The 18,238-nt window shown below is 68.6% G+C and carries 17 protein-coding genes and 2 tRNA genes; 10 read left to right on the top strand and 9 right to left on the bottom strand.

The window, feature by feature from the left end:
- Positions 1-15: 15 nt before the first annotated feature.
- Positions 16-627 carry a TenA family protein gene (locus ACFW3L_RS21870; protein ID WP_378743327.1) on the bottom strand — a complete coding sequence of 204 codons (612 nt, stop codon included), beginning with the start codon at positions 625-627 and terminating at the stop codon, positions 16-18.
- 528 nt (positions 628-1,155) lie between these two features.
- A tRNA-Leu gene (locus ACFW3L_RS21865) sits at positions 1,156-1,238 on the bottom strand.
- A 235-nt stretch (positions 1,239-1,473) separates the two neighbouring features.
- Here ACFW3L_RS21865 and ACFW3L_RS21860 point away from each other — a divergent pair.
- From ACFW3L_RS21860 to ACFW3L_RS21825, 8 genes are all read left to right on the top strand, one after another.
- Positions 1,474-2,232 carry an FhaA domain-containing protein gene (locus ACFW3L_RS21860; protein ID WP_378743436.1) on the top strand — a complete coding sequence of 253 codons (759 nt, stop codon included), beginning with the start codon at positions 1,474-1,476 and terminating at the stop codon, positions 2,230-2,232.
- Positions 2,233-2,476: 244 nt separating this feature from the next.
- Positions 2,477-3,025 (top strand): FHA domain-containing protein, encoded by a 549-nt coding sequence (locus ACFW3L_RS21855; protein WP_378743325.1) that lies wholly within the window; start codon positions 2,477-2,479, stop codon positions 3,023-3,025.
- Positions 3,022-4,416 (top strand): Stp1/IreP family PP2C-type Ser/Thr phosphatase, encoded by a 1,395-nt coding sequence (locus ACFW3L_RS21850; RefSeq protein WP_378743323.1) that lies wholly within the window; start codon positions 3,022-3,024, stop codon positions 4,414-4,416. Before ACFW3L_RS21855 ends, ACFW3L_RS21850 begins: the two co-directional genes overlap by 4 nt.
- A 4-nt stretch (positions 4,417-4,420) precedes the next feature.
- Positions 4,421-5,827: an FtsW/RodA/SpoVE family cell cycle protein gene (locus ACFW3L_RS21845; protein ID WP_378743321.1), complete on the top strand. Its 1,407-nt coding sequence runs from the start codon at positions 4,421-4,423 to the stop codon at positions 5,825-5,827.
- Positions 5,824-7,287, top strand: a complete 1,464-nt coding sequence (locus tag ACFW3L_RS21840) for a peptidoglycan D,D-transpeptidase FtsI family protein (RefSeq protein ID WP_378743319.1) — start codon at positions 5,824-5,826, stop codon at positions 7,285-7,287. The genes ACFW3L_RS21845 and ACFW3L_RS21840 overlap by 4 nt, the downstream gene beginning before the upstream one ends.
- Positions 7,287-8,762 (top strand): protein kinase, encoded by a 1,476-nt coding sequence (locus ACFW3L_RS21835; RefSeq protein ID WP_378743317.1) that lies wholly within the window; start codon positions 7,287-7,289, stop codon positions 8,760-8,762. Before ACFW3L_RS21840 ends, ACFW3L_RS21835 begins: the two co-directional genes overlap by 1 nt.
- A gap of 80 nt (positions 8,763-8,842) precedes the next feature.
- Positions 8,843-10,648, top strand: coding sequence for a Stk1 family PASTA domain-containing Ser/Thr kinase (pknB, locus tag ACFW3L_RS21830; protein WP_378743315.1), 1,806 nt, complete (start codon positions 8,843-8,845; stop codon positions 10,646-10,648).
- A gap of 203 nt (positions 10,649-10,851) precedes the next feature.
- Positions 10,852-11,106, top strand: coding sequence for a cell division protein CrgA (locus ACFW3L_RS21825; protein WP_378743313.1), 255 nt, complete (start codon positions 10,852-10,854; stop codon positions 11,104-11,106).
- A gap of 215 nt (positions 11,107-11,321) precedes the next feature.
- Here the strand turns inward: ACFW3L_RS21825 and ACFW3L_RS21820 are convergent, their stop codons facing one another.
- Both ACFW3L_RS21820 and ACFW3L_RS21815 read right to left on the bottom strand, forming a co-directional pair.
- A complete protein-coding gene (locus ACFW3L_RS21820) occupies positions 11,322-12,236 on the bottom strand; it encodes a rhomboid family intramembrane serine protease (RefSeq protein WP_378743311.1) in 915 nt (304 codons plus the stop codon).
- A 44-nt stretch (positions 12,237-12,280) separates the two neighbouring features.
- Positions 12,281-12,805 (bottom strand): peptidylprolyl isomerase, encoded by a 525-nt coding sequence (locus ACFW3L_RS21815; RefSeq protein ID WP_378743309.1) that lies wholly within the window; start codon positions 12,803-12,805, stop codon positions 12,281-12,283.
- A 237-nt stretch (positions 12,806-13,042) separates the two neighbouring features.
- Here ACFW3L_RS21815 and ACFW3L_RS21810 point away from each other — a divergent pair, with 237 nt between their 5' ends.
- Complete coding sequence (locus ACFW3L_RS21810; protein ID WP_378743308.1) at positions 13,043-13,579, top strand: hypothetical protein; 537 nt, start codon at positions 13,043-13,045, stop codon at positions 13,577-13,579.
- A 102-nt stretch (positions 13,580-13,681) separates the two neighbouring features.
- Here the strand turns inward: ACFW3L_RS21810 and ACFW3L_RS21805 are convergent, their stop codons facing one another.
- From ACFW3L_RS21805 to ACFW3L_RS21785, 5 genes are all read right to left on the bottom strand, one after another.
- Positions 13,682-14,302, bottom strand: a complete 621-nt coding sequence (locus tag ACFW3L_RS21805) for a DUF4870 domain-containing protein (RefSeq protein ID WP_378743306.1) — start codon at positions 14,300-14,302, stop codon at positions 13,682-13,684.
- Between the two features lie 216 nt (positions 14,303-14,518).
- Positions 14,519-14,848 carry a WhiB family transcriptional regulator gene (locus ACFW3L_RS21800; protein ID WP_378743304.1) on the bottom strand — a complete coding sequence of 110 codons (330 nt, stop codon included), beginning with the start codon at positions 14,846-14,848 and terminating at the stop codon, positions 14,519-14,521.
- A gap of 708 nt (positions 14,849-15,556) precedes the next feature.
- A tRNA-Ala gene (locus ACFW3L_RS21795) sits at positions 15,557-15,629 on the bottom strand.
- A gap of 161 nt (positions 15,630-15,790) precedes the next feature.
- The gene (locus ACFW3L_RS21790; protein ID WP_014912962.1) at positions 15,791-15,913 is read right to left on the bottom strand and encodes a DLW-39 family protein; all 123 of its coding nucleotides are present in this window, start codon (positions 15,911-15,913) and stop codon (positions 15,791-15,793) included.
- 187 nt (positions 15,914-16,100) lie between these two features.
- On the bottom strand, positions 16,101-16,934 hold the full coding sequence (locus tag ACFW3L_RS21785) for a helix-turn-helix domain-containing protein (RefSeq protein ID WP_378743302.1): 834 nt from the start codon (positions 16,932-16,934) through the stop codon (positions 16,101-16,103).
- A gap of 229 nt (positions 16,935-17,163) precedes the next feature.
- On the opposite strand from ACFW3L_RS21785, the gene ACFW3L_RS21780 reads away from it, so the two are divergent.
- Complete coding sequence (locus ACFW3L_RS21780; RefSeq protein ID WP_017546622.1) at positions 17,164-17,472, top strand: hypothetical protein; 309 nt, start codon at positions 17,164-17,166, stop codon at positions 17,470-17,472.
- Positions 17,473-18,238 lie beyond the last annotated feature (766 nt).

Genomic DNA, 18,238 nt, shown 5'->3' with positions numbered 1-18,238 from the left:
GCCCCTCCTCCTCGTCTACGTGTGAGGGGTGTCCCAGAAGGCCACCTCGTGGCGCATGCCCTCCAGGAAGAAGCGCTCCGCCCTCGCGGGGTCGGGCTCCGCCTCCTCCAGCATGCGCCCGTACCTCCTGGTCAGGTCCGTGAAGGCCGGGTCGGCGTAGGTGTCGATCCACCGCTGGTACCGGGGGTCCTCGGGCCTGGCCTCAGCCAGTTCGAGCCCCAGGGTGTTGTAGCCCCACATGCAGGGGTAGACGGCGGCCAGCCCGTCCCGGTAGTCGGCCGCCGCGTCCAGGAGCCAGGACGTGTACGCCTCGCAGGGGGCGCCCTTCTCCCTGGTGCTGAGGTCGGCGCCGAACTCCCCGGACAGGGAGCGGTGCAGCTCCAGCTCCTCCGTCAGGGTGCTGTGCGCGATCGCGACCAGGTCCGCGAGGTGTCCGTCCGGTGCCTGCCAGGCCAGCCGGGAGAAGGCCCGCGCGTAGTCCAGCAGGTACAGGTGGTCCTGCTCCAGCCAGTACCGGAAGGCCCGGTCGTCGAGGTCGCCCCGGGCGATCCCGGCGACCGTCGGGTGCGCGAGCTGCTCGGCGACCAGCGGACGCCCGATCTCATGAAGTCTCTCGATGATTCCCACGCCCGGAGTGTCCCATTCGCGTGGACGTCGCCGCCTTCGGTGTCCGTATCCGGCCCCGACCTAACGATCGAAGATCGTTAGTGGGCCCTCCACGGCCGCTTGGGGCAATCCGAATCCCATCGCCCGCGCCAACCGAAAGCCCCGCCACGCCCGGGATTCCGACGGAATCGGGGGAACGGAGGACGACGCGACGCAGTGCCGACAGCGACGAACGCGGGAGCGGGGCCGGACGACCCCGGGGCGGAGCGGCGCCCGGGGAACGCGGGGGCGCCCTCACGAGGCGGAACGACGACGGCGTCGGGAGGAAGAACGGCCTCCGACCAGGGCAGTCCCGAGCAGCACCCCGAGGCACGGGGATCCCACGAGGCGCGACGAAGACGATCCCGGAAGCATGCGCACGAGCGCGAGCGCGGCCCGTGACCAGGGGCGTCCGGACAACACCGGGGTGTGGGGACCCCTCCCGCGGGGCAGAACGAGAACGACCCCGGTCGCAAGCTCTGCTTGCTCCCGGGGTCGTCCCTCACAGGGTGCGCGAGGAGGGATTTGAACCCTCACATCCTTTCGGACACACGGACCTGAACCGTGCGCGTCTACCGTTCCGCCACCCGCGCTGGTGGTGCTGCATGAAGTTGTGTTGCCAGGTGATTCGGGCGTTTTGCCTGTTCCCCCTGGCGACATGAACAAGGCTAGCACGGCTTGAAGGCGGGTTGCACACCGTTTGTGGCGGACCCGGATCCGGGCCCCCGGAGGGCCCTGACGGGGGTGCGCCTGAAACCAGGGGCACCCGGGCCCGGTTACGATCGTCTACACATACGGAGTGGAGTACAAGGGAGGTACCTCGTGGGAGTGCTCCAACGCTTCGAGCGCAGGCTTGAGGGCATGATCGAAGGCACCTTCGCGATGGCCTTCAAGTCTGAGCTCCAGCCGGTCGAGGTCGCGAGCGCGGTCCAGCGTGAGATGGACGAGCGCGCCGCGATCGTGGCCCAGGGACGCACACTGGTTCCGAACGACTTCATCGTCGAGCTCTCGGCCAGTGACAAGGAGCGCCTGGAAGTCTACGCCGACAGCCTCGGCCAGGAACTGTCCAAGCTGGCACGTGACTACGCGACCGAACAGGGCTACTCGTTCGTCGGTCCGGTGCGGGTCCAGTTCAGGTCGGACGAGGGTCTGAAGACGGGGCGCTTCCGCATCCGTTCGGGCGTCGTCCGCGGAACGATGGTCAAGGACGGAGAGGTCCGCCAGCCCGTCGGCGACCCGGGTCCGGGCGGGGGACCGCGCCAGACCGGCCGCCCCCGACTGCTGATCTCCCCCGGCGGCGCGACCGCCGAGGGCAACATCGCCAGCCAGGGCATGCAGCAGTCCTTCGAACTGACCACACCGGTCACGCTGCTGGGCCGCGGCACCGACTGCGACCTGCGCCTGGTCGACAACGGTGTCTCTCGTCACCACGTGGAGATCCGGGTCGACGGCGAAGAGGTCGTCCTGGAGGACAAGGGGTCCACGAACGGGACCTTCGTCAACGGTCAGCAGGTCAGGCAGGCCAGGCTGGTGGACGGGACCCGGATCAGCCTGGGCCGTACCACGATGACCTTCCGCCGGGACTGACCGCCCGGCCCCGAGCAGTCGGACGATCTGGCCGAACCGGACCGCAACCAACCGCCCCGATTCGGCGTCTGAAAGGGCGATGTCCGAGTCAGGCCTGGTATGGACCTGTGTCGGAACTCCGGCCGGGAGGGTAGTCTCCGCGATGACCTGACCGATCGGACAGAATGTCCGCGGCCGGCTGGGCCGCGGACCAGCGACCCAGACTCACCGACTCGAAGGTGGGGCAGAAACGGTGGCGGCGCCGATGACCGCCACCCCGGCCGAAGCACGACAGGGGCTGAAGAGCAGTTCGATGTCCAACTTGACCCTCATATTGATCAAGATCGCGTACCTCGCGGTGCTTTGGCTGTTCGTCCTCATGGCGGTCGGCGTCATCCGCACGGACCTCTTCGGTCAGTCGAAGAAGAAGGCTCGAAAGAAGCCTCGCCCCTCCGCACCGCGTCCGGCCCAGCGCCGCGCGCCGTCGTCGACCCAGGCCCGACCCCAGCGTCCCCGCCGCAACGAGCCCACCGTCCTGGCCGTGACCCAGGGCCCGTTGACGGGAACCACGGTCGACCTGGCCTCACAGCCCATCCTCATCGGCCGCGCCCCTGACTCGACACTGGTCATCACCGATGACTACGCCTCGGGCCGCCACGCGCGCGTCTACTCCGAAAACGGCCGCTGGTTCGTCGAGGACCTGAACTCCACCAACGGCACCTACCTCGGCCAGCAGAAGCTGAACCGCCCCCAGCCCATCACGGTGGGTCAGCCCATCCGTATCGGCAAAACCGTCCTGGAACTGCGCAAATGACAATCGCTCTCCGATACGCGGCGTACTCCGACGTTGGATGCCTCCGCGAAGGCAACGAAGACTCCGGCTACGCCGGCCAACACCTCCTCGCGGTAGCCGACGGCATGGGCGGTTACGCGGGCGGTGAGGTGGCCAGCTCCATCGCCATCTCGTCCATCCGCCAGCTCGACACCCAGGACGACCCCCGGGCCGAGGAGATGGCCGAGGTCCTCCAGCGCGCGGTCGAGCGCGCCAACGAGTCGCTGGCCATCCGCATCCGGCAGGAACCGCAGCTCGAGAACATGGGCACGACCCTGACCGCCATGCTGTGGTCGGGTTCGCAGGTCGCCCTGATCCACATCGGTGACTCGCGCGCCTACCTGCTGCGCGGACCGCGCTTCGAACAGATCACCCACGACCACACCCTGGTGCAGACCCTCGTCGACGAGGGCAAGATCACCGAGGAGGAGGTCGCCACCCACCCGCAGAGGTCGCTGATCCTGCGCGCGCTGGACGGCAAGACCCCGGTCGACCCGGACATCTCCATCAGCAAGGCGAAGGTCGGCGACCGCTACCTGCTCTGCTCCGACGGCCTGTCCGGTGTGGTGAGCAAGAAGACCATCCACGAGACCCTCGTCGCGGAGACCGACCCGCGCGGGGCCGCCAAGAAGCTCATCGAGCTGGCGATCCGCGGCGGCGGGCCGGACAACATCACCGCGGTCGTCGCGGACGTCATCGAGACGGACACCGACCGCGAGGGTCCGACCGGCGCCTCCCAGACGGTGGGCGCGGCCGACCAGCGCGACGAGTCGACCGGGCCGAACGAGACCAGCCCGGCCAGACGGGCCCAGGAACTGCGCGGCACCGGCGGCGACACCGCCGAACTCGACCCGGTCCGCGAGGACCTCCCGCAGCAGGAGCCCGGCCAGGCCTACGGCGCACCCCACGAGGAGCGCCCCCACGACACCCGCGACGACTACGACGCGCCGCCCTCGCGCGGCGGGGACGCGGAACCCGAGTACCGCACCCGCAGCTGGTGGCCGATCGTCGTGGTCTTCGTCGTGGTGGTGGCCCTGGTCGCGGGCGGCGGGTACTACTTCGGCCGCCAGTACGTGGAGAGCCAGTTCTACGTGGGGCTGTCTCCGAACGGGGAGACGGTCAGCGTCTACCAGGGCATCGACACCGACATCGCGGGCATCAGCCTCTCCGACGAGGTCGAGACCACCGACCTCCAGGTGTCGTCCCTCTCCGACGCCGACCAGGAGCTGCTCCGGAACACCATCACGGTGGACGACCGCGACGACGCCACACGCGTCGTCGGGGACCTGGAGGAGGCCGCCGACGGCGGTGCCTCGAACGAGTCCACGACGGGCGGCGCCGACAGGGGGACCGAGACCGGGGAATCGGGGTGACCCTGTGAGTACCACCGCGCCCGAGGCGCCCACGGCACTCCCCCCGGTCCAGCGCCGCAACGCGGAGCTGGTCCTGATCGGCATCACCATCGTCATCACCATGGGTGCGATGGCGATGTCCGGTCTGAACCTCAACGGCCAGGTCCCCGGAGCCATGTGGGGCTACGGCCTCATCTTCGGCGCCCTGGCGCTCGCCACGCACGTGGCGCTGCGCTTCATCGCCCCCTACGCCGACCCCCTGATCCTTCCGTGCGCGCTGTTCCTCAACGGCATCGGCGTCGCGATGATCTGGCGTCTGGACGCCGCCGACTCCGGCGAGATCGAGCACGCCGGCGTCGGCATGCAGCTGATCTGGACCGCGGTCGGCATGGTCATGTGCATGCTCCTGCTGTTCTTCCTCAAGGAACCGCGGGTCCTCCAGCGCTACACCTACATCAGCGCCCTGGCCGCCCTGATCCTCATCGCGCTGCCGATGGTCCCGGGTCTGGGCGTCTCCGAGTACGGCGCCCGGCGGTGGATCGGCATCGCGGGCCGCACCCTCCAGCCCTCCGAGTTCGCCAAGATCGCCCTGGTGATCTTCCTGGCGTCCTACCTGGTCACCAAACGGCAGGTGCTGTCGTTGGCGGCGAAGCAGGTGAAGATCGGCCGGTTCAAGATCATGGACCTGCCGCGCGCCCGCGACTTCATGCCGATGGTCGTCGGCTGGGTCGCCGCCATCGGCCTGCTGGTCATCACCAAGGACCTCGGCACCTCGCTGCTGCTCTTCGGCACGTTCCTGGCGATGCTGTACGTCGCCACGCAGCGCTCCTCCTGGGTGATCATCGGCCTGACCGTGTTCGTGGGAGCGGCCGCGCTCGCCTTCCAGCTCTTCTGGCACTTCCGCCAGCGCGTCGACATCTGGTTCCACGCGTTCGACCAGGAGGTCTACGACCGTCTGGGCGGCAGCATGCAGCTGGTCCAGGGGCAGATCGGCATGGCCTACGGGGGCCTGTTCGGCACCGGCATGGGCGGCGGTCAGGCCCACCACATCTTCGCCGCGGACAGCGACTTCATCCTGGCCTCCCTCTCGGAGGACCTGGGGCTGACCGGCGTCATGGCGATCCTCGCCGTCATCTTCATCCTGGTGGAGCGGGGCATGCGGATCGCCCTGGCCTCCCGTGAGCTCTTCGTCAAGATGCTCGCGAGCGGCCTGGCCTTCGTCATGTGCTTCCAGGTGTTCGTGGTGCTCGGTGGCCTGACCCGGCTCATTCCGCTGACCGGTATGACCACGCCCTTCATGGCCGCGGGCGGTTCCGCCCTCATGGCCAGCTGGCTGATGATCGGTCTGTTGCTCCGGATGAGCGACAACGCGCGGCGCCCGGCGCCGCAGGCCATCCAGGACGAGGGGGCCACCCAGGTGATCCGACGATGAACACACCCATCCGACGCCTCAGCGTCTTCTCGATGATCCTGTTCGGCGCCCTGATGCTCCAGCTCACCTACATCCAGGGGTTCCAGGCCGAGGCGATCCGCGAGGACCCGCTGAACGCCCGCCAGTACACCGAGCGCCTCAGCGAGCAGCGCGGGCCGATCGTCATCGGTGACGAGAACGTCGCCTCCTCCACGAACATCTCGGAGGAGGGCGACCCGCCGCGCTACCAGCGCGAGTACGCCGGCGGCACCATGTACACGCCGGTCGTGGGATCCTTCCGCCGGTTCGGCGCCTCGGGGATCGAGTACTACGAGAACGCCCTGCTGGACGGCAGCGACGACCGCCTCGCCGTGCGCAACTTCCGCGACGTCATCACGGGCCGCGAGCCCGAGGGCGCGCGCGTGGAGCTGACCATCGACCCCGCGGTCCAGGAGGCCGGTTTCCGGGGCTTCGAGTCGCTGGGCAAGAACGGCTCCGCCGTCGCGCTGGACCCGACCACCGGGGCCATCCTCGGTTCGATCTCCTACCCGTCCTACGACGGCAACGACGTCTCCAGCATCACCGACGTCACCGAGGCCAACGAGAACTACGTGGCCCTGGAGAACGACCCCAACCAGCCGCTGCTCAACCGGGCGCTGCGCGAGCGCTACCCCCCGGGTTCGACGTTCAAGATCGTGACGGCCGCCGCCGCCATCGAGCACCTGGACGCCGGCCCGGACAGCACCATGGACGCCCCGAACGTCCTGGAGCTGGGGCACCCGCTCCCCAACGCGACCCCCGGCGGCACCTGCAACAACGGGCAGCCGGACACCCTGGCCCACTCCATCCAGATCTCCTGCAACACCTCGATGGCCAACTGGGCGATCGAGATGGGCGGCGAGGCCCTGGCGGAGCAGGCGCACGCGTTCGGCTTCTCCCGGACGGCCGACGAGCGCGACCCCCTGGAGGTGCCGCTGGAGGCCGTGCCGAGCCTGGCGCCGGTCGAGGACGACCGCAACATCCTGGGCCGCGCGGGCATCGGGCAGTCCAACGTCGAGGCGACGCCGCTCCAGATGGCCATGGTCGCCGCCGGTGTGGCCAACTCCGGCGAGGTCATGCATCCGTACCTGGTCGACTCGGTGCGCGACGCCGACCGTTCGGTGGTCACCCAGACCAGCCCCGAGGTCTACAGCCAGGCCATGAGCGCGAGCACCGCGTCCACGCTCACCGACATGATGGTCCTGGTGACCGGCCCGGACGGGTCCGGCACCAACGGAGCCATCTCCGGCATGGACGTGGCGGGAAAGACCGGTACCGCCGAGACCGGCGGGGAGAGCGGGACCCACAACTGGTTCATCGGCTTCGCGCCGGCCGACGACCCGCAGATCGCGGTCGCCGTGGTGATCGAGCACGGCGGCGGCAGCGGTGGCGAGCTCGCCGCGCCGATCGCCCGCCAGATGATGGAGGCAGTGGTCCAGTAGTGAGCGCCTACGAGCCGTCTTCGCAGAACGGCCCCGGTGGACTGGCCGGGGCCGTTCTGAGCAACCGTTACCGCCTGGAGGAGCAGATCGGCTCCGGCGGTATGGGCACCGTGTGGCGGGCGACCGACACACTGCTCAACCGTTCAGTCGCGGTGAAACTGCTGCACCCGGCCCAGATGGCCGAGCCGACGGCACGCGAGCGCTTCCGGACGGAGGGCAGGATCACCGCCGGCCTGTCCCACCCCGGGATCGCCCAGGTCTTCGACTACGGCGAGGAGGACGGCCGCGCGTTCCTGATCATGGAACTCGTGGTCAGTGAGCCGCTCTCGCAGGTCCTGCGAGAGCAGGGCCCGCTCAGCTCCGACCAGACCCTCGACTTCGTGTGCCAGGCCGCCAAGGCGCTCGCCGCCGCGCACGCGCGCGGTGTGGTGCACCGGGACATCAAGCCCGGGAACCTACTGGTGACCGAGGACGGCCAGCTCAAGCTGACGGACTTCGGCATCGCCCGGGGCGACACGTCGGTAACCCTGACGCAGACCGGCATGGTCATGGGCACCGCGCAGTACATCTCACCCGAGCAGGCGTCGGGGCGGCCAGCGAGCGCCGCGTCCGACCTGTACGCGCTCGGCGTGGTGGCCTACGAGTGCCTGGCGGGAACACCTCCGTTCACCGGGGACAGCCCCGTGGCCCTGGCCCTCGCGCACACCCGCGACGACCCGCCCGAGCTCCCCGAGTACGTCCCCGCCGACATCGACGACCTGGTCTTCTCGTTGTTGCAGAAGGACCCGGAGGACCGTCCCTCCTCGGCGGGCGAGGTCGCGCACCTGGCCGCCGTGATCCGCTCCAACGCGGGCACCGGACCGCCCACGCCCTCGACGGGCTTCCACGGCATGGCCCAGACGGCGGTGGTCGGCTCCATCCCGGACGGGCCGCGTACCGGACCGTCCGGAACCGTACGGCGAACCGCCGGACAGTCGGCCGTAACCCCTGTTCAGGGAGGCGACTCGGCTAGTCTGGCCGAGGGTTCGGGTCACGAGCGACGCATCCGGACCCCCGTGGTGTTGGCCGCGGTGGCGGCGACCATCCTGATCGTGGCCGCGGCCGTGGCGGGGTTCGTGTTCAGCCCGGACCGCGACACCCAGAACGTCAACGACAGCACGAAGCCCCCGACCTCCGAGGTCTCGCCGTCCCCCACCCCCAGCGAGGACGACGACCCGGACGAGGAGATCGAGGCTCCGCCGCCGGTGGAGGACACACCGCACTGGACCCCCGATCCCGGAGGCTGGGAGGAGACGGAGAGCCCCCTACCCGACGAGGGCGAGGAGGAGCCGACCGTTCCCGAGGACGACGAGAACGACGGGTCCGAGGAGGAGCCCGGAACCGAGGACCCGGGCGGCACGGACCCGGAGACGCCTCCCGAGGGTGGCGACAATCCTCCCAATCCCGGCCAGGACAACCCCGGCAACGCTCCGTGAACAGGTAATGAGCCAGAGACGATCAGGGTAGGCGGCGGCCCGCGGGCGGCTTCCGGATGACACGAGGATGAGTGCACGACATGTCCCAGCCCCGGCTCCTCGGTGGCCGCTACGAACTCGACACGGTGGTCGGGCGCGGCGGCATGGCCGAGGTACACCGCGCACGCGACCTCCGGCTCGACCGGCTCGTCGCCATCAAGACGCTCCGGCACGACCTGGCACGCGACCACGTCTTCCAGGCGCGGTTCCGCAGGGAGGCGCAGTCCGCGGCGTCCCTGAACCACCCGGCGATCATCGCGGTGTACGACACCGGCGAGGACATGATCGACGGGGTCTCCATCCCGTACATCGTCATGGAGTTCGTCGACGGTCGCACGCTCAAGGAGCTCCTGGACGACGACCGCAAGCTGCTGCCGGAGCGTTCGGCTGAGCTGGTGGACGGCATCCTCAAGGCTCTGGAGTACAGCCACGACAACGGGATCGTCCACCGGGACATCAAGCCCGCCAACGTGATGCTGACCAAGAACGCCGAAGTCAAGGTGATGGACTTCGGCATCGCCCGGTCGATGGACGACAACCAGGCGACGATGACCCAGACCTCGCAGGTCATCGGCACCGCGCAGTACCTCTCCCCCGAGCAGGCTCGCGGTGAGCGGGTGGATCCGCGCAGCGACATCTACTCCACCGGCTGTGTGCTCTACGAGCTGCTGACCAACCGTCCGCCGTTCACTGGCGACTCCCCGGTCTCGATCGCCTACCAGCACGTCCGCGAGGACCCGGTGCCGCCGTCCGAGGTGGACGGGCAGATCCCGGAGTGGCTGGAGGACGTCACCCTCCGCGCGATGACCAAGGACCGCGAGGAGCGGTACCAGAACGCCGCCGAGATGCGCGCGGACATCCAGCGGGGCCTGGCCGGGATGCCCACCCAGGCGGGCACCATGGCGATGGCCGCGGCCGGGGCGACCACGGCGCTGCCGCCCGCCGACGACCGCGGGTACGACGACTACGACGATGACTACGACGACTACCGGGACGAGAAGAAGGGCGGCGCGGGCAAGGCGATCCTGTGGACGCTGCTGGGACTGGGCGTGATCGCCTCGATCATCCTCGTCTTCTTCCTGATGAACCAGGGCGGCGGTGACGACGTCGAGACGTTGGCCGTGCCCGAGCTGGCCGGGAGCACGCTGCCCGAGGCCGAGGCCCAGCTCACCGAGGAGGGGTTCGAGAACCACCGCTCCGAGGAGAGGTCCGACGACGAGGTCGAGGAGGGGACGGTCATCGAGACCGACCCGACGGCCGGTTCGGAGATCGAGGCCACCACCTCCATCGTCATCTACGTCTCCTCGGGCCCCGGTGAGCTGGAGGTCCCGAACGTGGAGAACCAGTCGGAGTCCGACGCGATCTCCACGCTCAACGACGTGGGTTTCGAGAACGTCACCACGGACCGCAGGGCGAACGAGTCCGTGGCCGAGGGCTACGCGGTGGGCACCGAGCCCGGTTCCGGCACGGACGCCGACCCCGCGGACGAGATCACGTTGATCATCTCCTCCGGCCCCGACCAGGTGGGGGTACCCGACCTCCAGAGGATGACCCGTGAGCAGGCGGAGAACGCGCTCAGCTCGGCGGGGCTCAGCGGCGACTTCCAGGAGCAGGAGAACGGCGACGCCCCGGAGGGCACCGTCATCAACCAGTCGCCCGCCGCGGGGCAGTCGGTGAACACCGGCACCTCGGTGACCGTCACGCTCGCCGTGGCCCCGGCCGAGCCCACGGAGCCGGAGCAGCCCACCGACCCGGAGGAGCCGACCGACCCGGAGGAACCGGGCGAACCGAGCTTCCCGGGCTGGCCGCCGCCGGGGACGGACGACTTCGTCTTCCGCAGGGGCTAGGCCCACACCGGCGAAGGCCGGACACGACCCAGGACGATCACGACGGCGGGCGGGTGCTCACGGGAGCCCCGCCCGCCGTCGTGTGCGTGCCAGGACCCCTGGGGCCGTTGGGGTATTGGAACCTTTCCTCCAGTGACGCGCGCCCCACCCGACGCGTAGACTGAGTGCGTTCCGAACCTCCGCACAACCTTGGAGCAACGACCGTGCCCAAGTCCCGCAGCGACCGCAAGAAGAAGGCTGTCTACACGCCGCCTCCTTCCAAAGAGAAGCCGAAGGTCAGTCCGCGTTGGCTCGTGCCGACGATGCTGGGCTTCTTCATCCTGGGCATTCTCTGGATCGCGGTCTACTACATCGCGGGTTCCCAGGTGCCCTACATGCAGGACTGGCACAACTGGAACCTGCTGATCGGCTTCAGCGGGATCATCGTGGCCGTCATCCTGTCCACGCGCTGGCACTGACCGCCCCCGCCGCGCACGTGCGCGGCGCCCCCTGACCCGAGCGGGGTCCGACAACGGCACCAACGTCCCCCCGTGGGCGTTCGACCAGCCTTGATCAGGTTTTCCACAGGGTTATCCACAGGCTGTGGGTAGCTCTGTTCGCATGCCCGGAAGCAGGCCTTCACGCGGCAACGGAAAGGCCCCCGGAGCACACGCTCCGGGGGCCTCCGTACGGCTCAGACGGGCAGCACGGCGAACCAGAGCCGGGGCGCCAGGAACAACAGCACGAACAGCAGGGCCACGAAGGCCGCCACGAGAAGCCCGTGCGTCAGGGTCCGCCGGTCCTCCCTCCCCTTGCGGGTCGGCAGGTAGGCGAAGACCGCCCCGAGGGCCAGGCCCGCCACGAGACCGCCGATGTGCGCCGTCCAGGAGATGCCGGGGACCAGGAACGTGATGCCCAGGTTGAGCGCCAGCAGGACCAGGATCATCCGCATGTCCAGCCGCAGGCGCCGGCCGAGCACGAACACCGCCCCGAAGAGGGCGAAGATCGCGCCGGAGGCGCCCACCGAGAGCTGGCCGGGCACGAAGAGCGCACTCGTCACGGACCCGGCCAGGGCCCCCGCCACCCACAGCGCGAGGAACCGGCCGTGCCCGAGCCAGCGCTCCAGCTGCTGCCCCAGGAGGTACATCGCGTACCCGTTGAACAGCAGGTGCATCACACCGCCGTGCAGGAAGGCCGCGGTGATCAGCCGGTACCACTCGTGTTGCAGGATCGCGGCGAAGCCGTGCATCCCGAACTCGACGACCAGCGGCGACCGCCCGGCCTGGCCGACCGGGTCGGAGGTACCCAGCTGGGCGAGGAAGCCCACCGCCATCAGGGCCAGGATCGTCCAGGTCACGTACGGCTTCTGGACGATCCTGCCGCCGAAGGTGGTCCGCGCCGAGCGCACCCTCCGGTTTCCCTCCGCCACGCACTCGGGGCACTGGAACCCCACCGACGCCTCGACCATGCAGTCCGGGCAGATCGGCCGCGAGCACCGGGTGCAGCTGACGCCGGTCTCCCGACCGGAGTGTCGGTAGCAGGTACGGGGCGTTCCCGGCTCGGAGCCGGACTCGGACGGGGTTCCTGGCGGAGGGGGGTACGCGGTCATGGGTGGGTCGTCACTCCTCTGGGTCTCACCACTGTGGTGCCGAGCTAGCGGGTGATCTCGACGCTGTTGATCACCACGTCCTCGCGGGGACGGTCCTGCGCGTCGGTGTCGACCTTGGTGATCGCGGTGACGACGTCACTGCCCTCGACGACCTCGCCGAAGATGGTGTGACGGCCGTTGAGCCAGTACGGCTCACCGACGGTGATGAAGAACTGCGAGCCGTTGGTGCCCGGACCCGCGTTGGCCATGGCCAGCAGGAAGGGGCGGTCGAAGGTCAGGTCGGGGTGGAACTCGTCCCCGAACTTGTAGCCGGGGCCGCCGCGGCCGTTGCCGAGCGGGTCCCCGCCCTGGATCATGAAGCCGTCGATGACACGGTGGAAGATCGTGCCGTCGTAGAGGCTGCTGTTGGAGGGCTTGCCCGTGGTGGGGTCCATCCACTGCTTGGAACCGTCGGCCAGCCCGATGAAGTTGGCGACCGTGTCCGGCGCCTGCTCCTCGAAGAGCTTGACGACGATGGTTCCCTTGGAGGTGTTCAGCCGCGCGGTGGGCTGACCCGTGGAGTCCGACACCTCAGTGCCTTTCGATCGAGCGAGATTTACGTGCTCACGTTACCCGTCCGTCCACCGCGTTTCGCCTGAACCCGATCCACGCTCGACGGTGTCGAAACGTAGATCACAGACGCAGAGGACGTATGTTGAGATAACACCCGGATAACGGGGAAGGACGACGGGAAGCCCGAGTGGGCCGCACACGTCGGCACCGCCGGGTGGCAACGAACCCTGAGATCGATCGAAGGAGCTGACGACGTGCCCATCACTGCCAAGCGTCGCAAGGCCCGCAAGGAGGCCGAGGCGAGTCTCGCCCGCCTACAGGACCTGGCCAAGGAGCAGGCCGACCGGTTCGGCCCCTACGCCGACCAGGCGCGGGACCAGGCAGCCCTCAGACTCCTCCAGGCGCGTGGATGGACCGCTCCCCGGCTGGAGACGGCCGCGCAGCGAGTCGAGGACACCGTGGCGCCCCGGGTGGCCGGGCTGCTGACCACGGCCGCGCAGCGGATCGACCCGAAGCCGAGCCGCCGTGGGCTGCGCCTGCTCCGGCGCGGGAACCGTCGCGTTCCCCGGGGGGTCCTGATCGGTGGCGCCGCCGTGGTCGGCGGCGTGATCGTGTACTCGCTCATCCGCATGCGCCAGGCCTCGCAGGACGCCGAGTGGCAGGAGCACCTGGACCAGGCCCGCGAGCAGGTCCGTGAGACCCGCGAGCACCTGGAGGAGAAGGCGACGGACACCGCCAAGGCCACCAAGGCCAAGGCGAAGGAGACCGTACGCGCCGCCAAGGACGACTGACGTCCCGGACCCGACATCCCCTCCCGGTGAGGGCGGAGCCCCTCCGAGAGGGGCCCGCCGACCGGTGTGTCCTGAGAGCCGCGTCGAGGCTTCGACGCGGCCTCAGTTCTCCTTGATCAGGCGGTAGACCAGCGGGTACCGCCAGTCCCGGCCCATCAGGACTCCGGCGGCGGCGATGATCGGCAGGATGAACCAGCCGAGGAAGACGCCGACGAGGACCAGGGCCGGAAGCACCAGCCACACGAGCAGGACGCTCACGATCGCGCTCACCAGGCAGAAGAGCTGGAAGTTGAGTGCTTCCATGGCCTGCCGCCGCAGGTAGGGCGACAGCTCGCCGCCGACCAGCAGCAGGACCAGCGGGGCGAGGAAGGGAAGGAAGAACGCGGACAGGTGTCCGGCGGCCGCCCCGACCTTCTCCATCGGGTTCTCGGTGGTCAGCTTGCGATCCGTCCGCCCGCCCTCGGTCCTGGGCGCCTGCCCGGCACCACCCGGCGAGACACTGACCCCCAGGTCGGACGTGAGCGGCACCAGGTCTCCGCTGATCTTGGCCCGCATGGCCCGGTCGAGCCGGTCACCGAACTCGTCCTCGTCCAGCTGCCCCTGCGAGTAGGCCTCACGGAGCACCTCGGCCACGGCGTCGCGGTCGGCGTGGGTCAGCCGGATCTGCGGCTCCGGCACGGCCGGCTCCCACGGATTCCGTCTCTGAGGGTTCTGCACGGCCATCCCCACTCCCAGTGTGCTCCGACGAGCACGGCCGTACGACGATGACCGCGCCCCCTCCATGATGCGGCATCACACGCGGTGCGGGTATGGGGGGCGTCCCTGATCCTCCCCTGATCCGCTCCTCCCCCTGGGGGAGGATGCGGGCATCGACTTTGGTCGGAACGCCGCGCCCCACACCGTCATCCGTCCGGGCTCCCCTCCCAGACGGGTCTCAGCTCACTGTCGCGCGGTGGCGTGCACCCCGGTCCGCGCGGGCTCCTGCTCGGTCCGCTCCTCCTCGTAGCGCCGCTCGGCGCTGGTGAGCAGGTCGAACCAGCTGGTCACGTCCTTGCGTCGACGCAGCAGCGCACGACGCTCGCGTTCGGTCATGCCTCCCCAGACACCGAACTCGATCCGACTGTCCAACGCCTCGGCAAGGCACTGGGTACGCACCGGGCAACCCCGGCAGATGAGCTTCGCGCGGTTCTGCGCGGCGCCCTGAACGAACAGGGCGTCCGGGTCGATCTCACGGCACTTGGCTCGGGCCGCCATCTTCTCGTTCCACATGTTGCCCCACTCCCAAGATCAGCATGTGTGGTGATCGAAACCCACCGGGCGGCACGGCCGCCGGTGGACGAGGAACAGTGGGCCGGTACGAGGACGGTGTACGAGGCCGGGCGGGGGGCCGCACGGCTCACTCACCTTCGGGGGTCTCTCGTTTCGGCGCACTGTGTTTCTCGTTGTCGTTGGTGTCGAAACTACGGATTGCCGGAGTTCACCAACAGGCCCCAAGAGGCCTATTTCTCATATGGCCCACTAGGACCATTGCCTCTCCAGGAAGTGTCATCATACACACACGGAGAGTCACCACATGTGATACGGGCACCCCCGTGCAACCACAATGAAAGGTCACTCTCAGACCATTCCTTCAAAACCGTGATGACCTGCGACTTCGCACCATCCCACGTGCGACTCACCCCACTGCGACAGGGATGCCGCAACAGGACAGGCTGTCACCGACCCCACCCGATCGGGCTATGCGGACCCCCCGGACAGACGGGCCGGGCAACCACACAGGACCCCCAATTCACTCCCACACGAACGCATACAGAACTACCGTTTAGTAACTTGGAAGGGTATTTCGTGCGCCCCTTCTGGGACTCCCCGACCAATCCGATGAATGGTGCCAGCGGTCCCGGCAGCGTGATTTCGGCACCACATGGGTTCCCGACACGACGAAGCGGCCCTGTGCAGAGCACAGGACCGCTTCAAGGGTGGAGCCAAGGGGAGTCGAACCCCTGACCTCCGGTATGCAAAACCGGCGCTCTGCCAGCTGAGCTATGGCCCCATCGGACCCGGGAACCCAGGTCACCTGGAGAGCATACCCGCATCGGAGCCCCGGTCACGCCGGGAGGACCCGGACCCTGGGGCTACGCAGCACAAAGCCGTGGGTCGCACCACGGGTCGTCGGCCCACCCACGTCTTCGTGTCACATGGAAAGCTCTCGGATCAGCTCTCGCTGGCCGCGGTGGCTTCCGTCCACAGGTCGAGCTCGGCGCGGTCCGCCTGGATCTTGCGGTAGACGGCGAAAGCCCCGAGGGCCACCAGCGCCAGAACGATGATCTTCTTCACTGTCCGGACCCTTTCTCTGTTGGAAAACCGGTCGTACGCACGGGCTCCCGCATGAGCGGGGCCCCGTGGGCAACTTTATGAGGTTGTCACCTAGCAGACTAGCAAGCCATGGCGGGCGGTCCCTGCCATGGTGGACCGATTCACACCGTCTTCTTCCTCTGATCCGCACTGAGGGGGTTCCGTACGGTCAGGTCAGCAGGGCCATCCGCCCCAGAATCCCCACCGTGGCCTCCGGCGAGGCGGCGATTCGGGTGAGTTCGTCCCACACCCGCCGACACGACCGGAGCGCGTCCTCGGACTCGACGATCCCTCCGCCCTGGGTCGCCTCGACGTACGCGAGGTCGGCCTCGTCCTCCTCGAACTCCAGGATGGAGAACGGCCCGGCCAACCCCGGGTGGGGACCGGCGGACGTCGGCAGCAGCTGGACCGTCACGTGCTCGGACCCGGTGGCCAGCTCGACGATCCGCCTCGTCTGTCCCCGCAGCAGACCCAGGTCACCGGAGACACGTTGCAGGGCGTCCTCCTCGACGACCGCGTGGTAGTGCCCCAGGGACCCTGAGTCGAGGATCTCCTGACGTTTGAGGTAGGCCGCGACCATCCGCTCGGCAGCGTGCTCCCCGTGCCCCAGCCGCCGAGCCAGGGCCGCCGTGTAGTCGGGGCTCTGCAACAGGTCCGGCACCAGGATCCCCGCGTAGGACCGCAACGAGACGGCACCGGCCTCGTTGCCCACGTACGCGGAGGAGAGCACGTCCTCGTACTCCGTCCACCACGGACGCAGACGCGACTCACGCACCAGCGTCAGAACGGCCTCCCGCTGGCCTCCGGTGACGCCGTACAGGCGCAGCAGCGCGGAGATCTCCATGACCGAGGGCCACTTGCGGATCCCGGTCTCGATGTGGCCCAGCTTGGCCGGAGACCACTCCAGCTCCTCGGCCACGTCGTTGAGGGTCATGCCCGCCTGGACACGGCGACGTCGAAGTTCGGCGGACAGCCTCCGCCGGCGAACAGTGGGGCTCGTCATAGCACTGATCCAATGACGCAGAGTGTCGGGTCTATCAGCGAAACACGACACCTAGCATCTAGCAATGTGTTTCTAGAAAAGAGCGACCGATTCGATGCATTACGAGGCGGTCCGCAAAGCCAAAACTTCCCGTTTGTTACGATAAGTAGCCACATCCACCACACACGAACCCACAGTTGGATAGCGCGTACGATGCTTGAGGGCGTACCCGCACACATAGAGGAAACCCATGAGCTACCCGCTTGACGACGCAGAGCAGTTGATCGCGAACGCGGAGGCCCAGATGCCTCCGAGCACACGGTCACGCCTGATCGCGAAACTCCGCATGGGTAAGCACATCGACGACGCCGCCAAGGAGCTGGACATCAGCCCCAAGCAGGTCTTCTCGACGGCGCGAGTCCTCAAGCCCTTCGGTGAGCAGCTCGACGCCACGCTCACCAGCCAGCGGGACCCGTCCCTCCCCCACGGCAGTGTCACCGGCTACAACAAGCGCTGCCGTTGCCCCGAGTGCCGTGGGGCCCTCCAGCAGCGGGTCTGATCGAGTGCGGGACTGACGGGGTGCCGTACCGACCGACGTTCGGCCTGACGAGGTGCGGTACCGATCAGGTGCGGGTCCCGCACGTGCGGACCTCCTCCGGTTCCGCGGTCCACTCGCGGTGTCCTCTCCTCTTCCCCTGTGGCGTCCTCTTCCGGTCACCTCTCCCACCTGCGCCAACTCGCCGTTAACCCAGACTTCCCGAACCAATACGCCACACAGAGGCTTACGGACGGAGAAGTTGGGGGAGACCGCTGAACATGAACGAGCACGTGGACTGGTCTGGGATGAGCGAGGACGACTTCGTTGCGCTGCTGCGGCAGCTCATCGACGCACCAGAAGCCGACGAGGACTGACCTCCAGGAGCACGGTGCAGACCCCCTCGGACCCAGGGGGTCCCCACCTGTCCCAGGCCCCGTGTTCTGATCCCCGACCCAAGTTCCGAGCCCCCGCTCCCGCGCGGTGGCGGCTCGCCCCGCGGCATTCACTCCAGGCCCTGGAGGTCGAGGAGCCGGTCAGGCCGCCGGGGTGCGCGGCCCATCCCTCCACTCCCTCCACCCGCACCATCGAAGACCCCCGAGGCCCATTCCGCGCCCGGGGGTCTCGTGGTTGTCCAGGGGGCTTCGGTTGTCCACAGGCTGCGTGGCCGCCCCTGACAGCCCCCACCCCAAGCACCTAACCTCAATACCGGGAGAACCCACGCCTGCGCCCACACAGGGCTGCCCACACCAACATTCACAAACGCACAAACCCAGGCAACAAAAAAGAG

This window comes from Nocardiopsis sp. NPDC058789, from assembly GCF_042745575.1.
Lineage (GTDB): Bacteria > Actinomycetota > Actinomycetes > Streptosporangiales > Streptosporangiaceae > Nocardiopsis > Nocardiopsis eucommiae.
This window is presented reverse-complemented; position numbering and strand designations above follow the sequence as displayed.

Excerpts from the sequence above, each read along its gene's own strand:
- ACFW3L_RS21855 (WP_378743325.1), top strand. The coding sequence starts at position 2,477 with ATGACCGCCACCCCGGCCGAAGCACGACAGGGGCTGAAGAGCAGTTCG.
- ACFW3L_RS21850 (WP_378743323.1), top strand. The coding sequence starts at position 3,022 with ATGACAATCGCTCTCCGATACGCGGCGTACTCCGACGTTGGATGCCTC.
- ACFW3L_RS21840 (WP_378743319.1), top strand. The coding sequence starts at position 5,824 with ATGAACACACCCATCCGACGCCTCAGCGTCTTCTCGATGATCCTGTTC.
- pknB (WP_378743315.1), top strand. The coding sequence starts at position 8,843 with ATGTCCCAGCCCCGGCTCCTCGGTGGCCGCTACGAACTCGACACGGTG.
- ACFW3L_RS21820 (WP_378743311.1), bottom strand. The coding sequence starts at position 12,236 with ATGACCGCGTACCCCCCTCCGCCAGGAACCCCGTCCGAGTCCGGCTCC.
- ACFW3L_RS21805 (WP_378743306.1), bottom strand. The coding sequence starts at position 14,302 with ATGGCCGTGCAGAACCCTCAGAGACGGAATCCGTGGGAGCCGGCCGTG.
- ACFW3L_RS21800 (WP_378743304.1), bottom strand. The coding sequence starts at position 14,848 with ATGTGGAACGAGAAGATGGCGGCCCGAGCCAAGTGCCGTGAGATCGAC.
- ACFW3L_RS21785 (WP_378743302.1), bottom strand. The coding sequence starts at position 16,934 with ATGACGAGCCCCACTGTTCGCCGGCGGAGGCTGTCCGCCGAACTTCGA.
- ACFW3L_RS21780 (WP_017546622.1), top strand. The coding sequence starts at position 17,164 with ATGAGCTACCCGCTTGACGACGCAGAGCAGTTGATCGCGAACGCGGAG.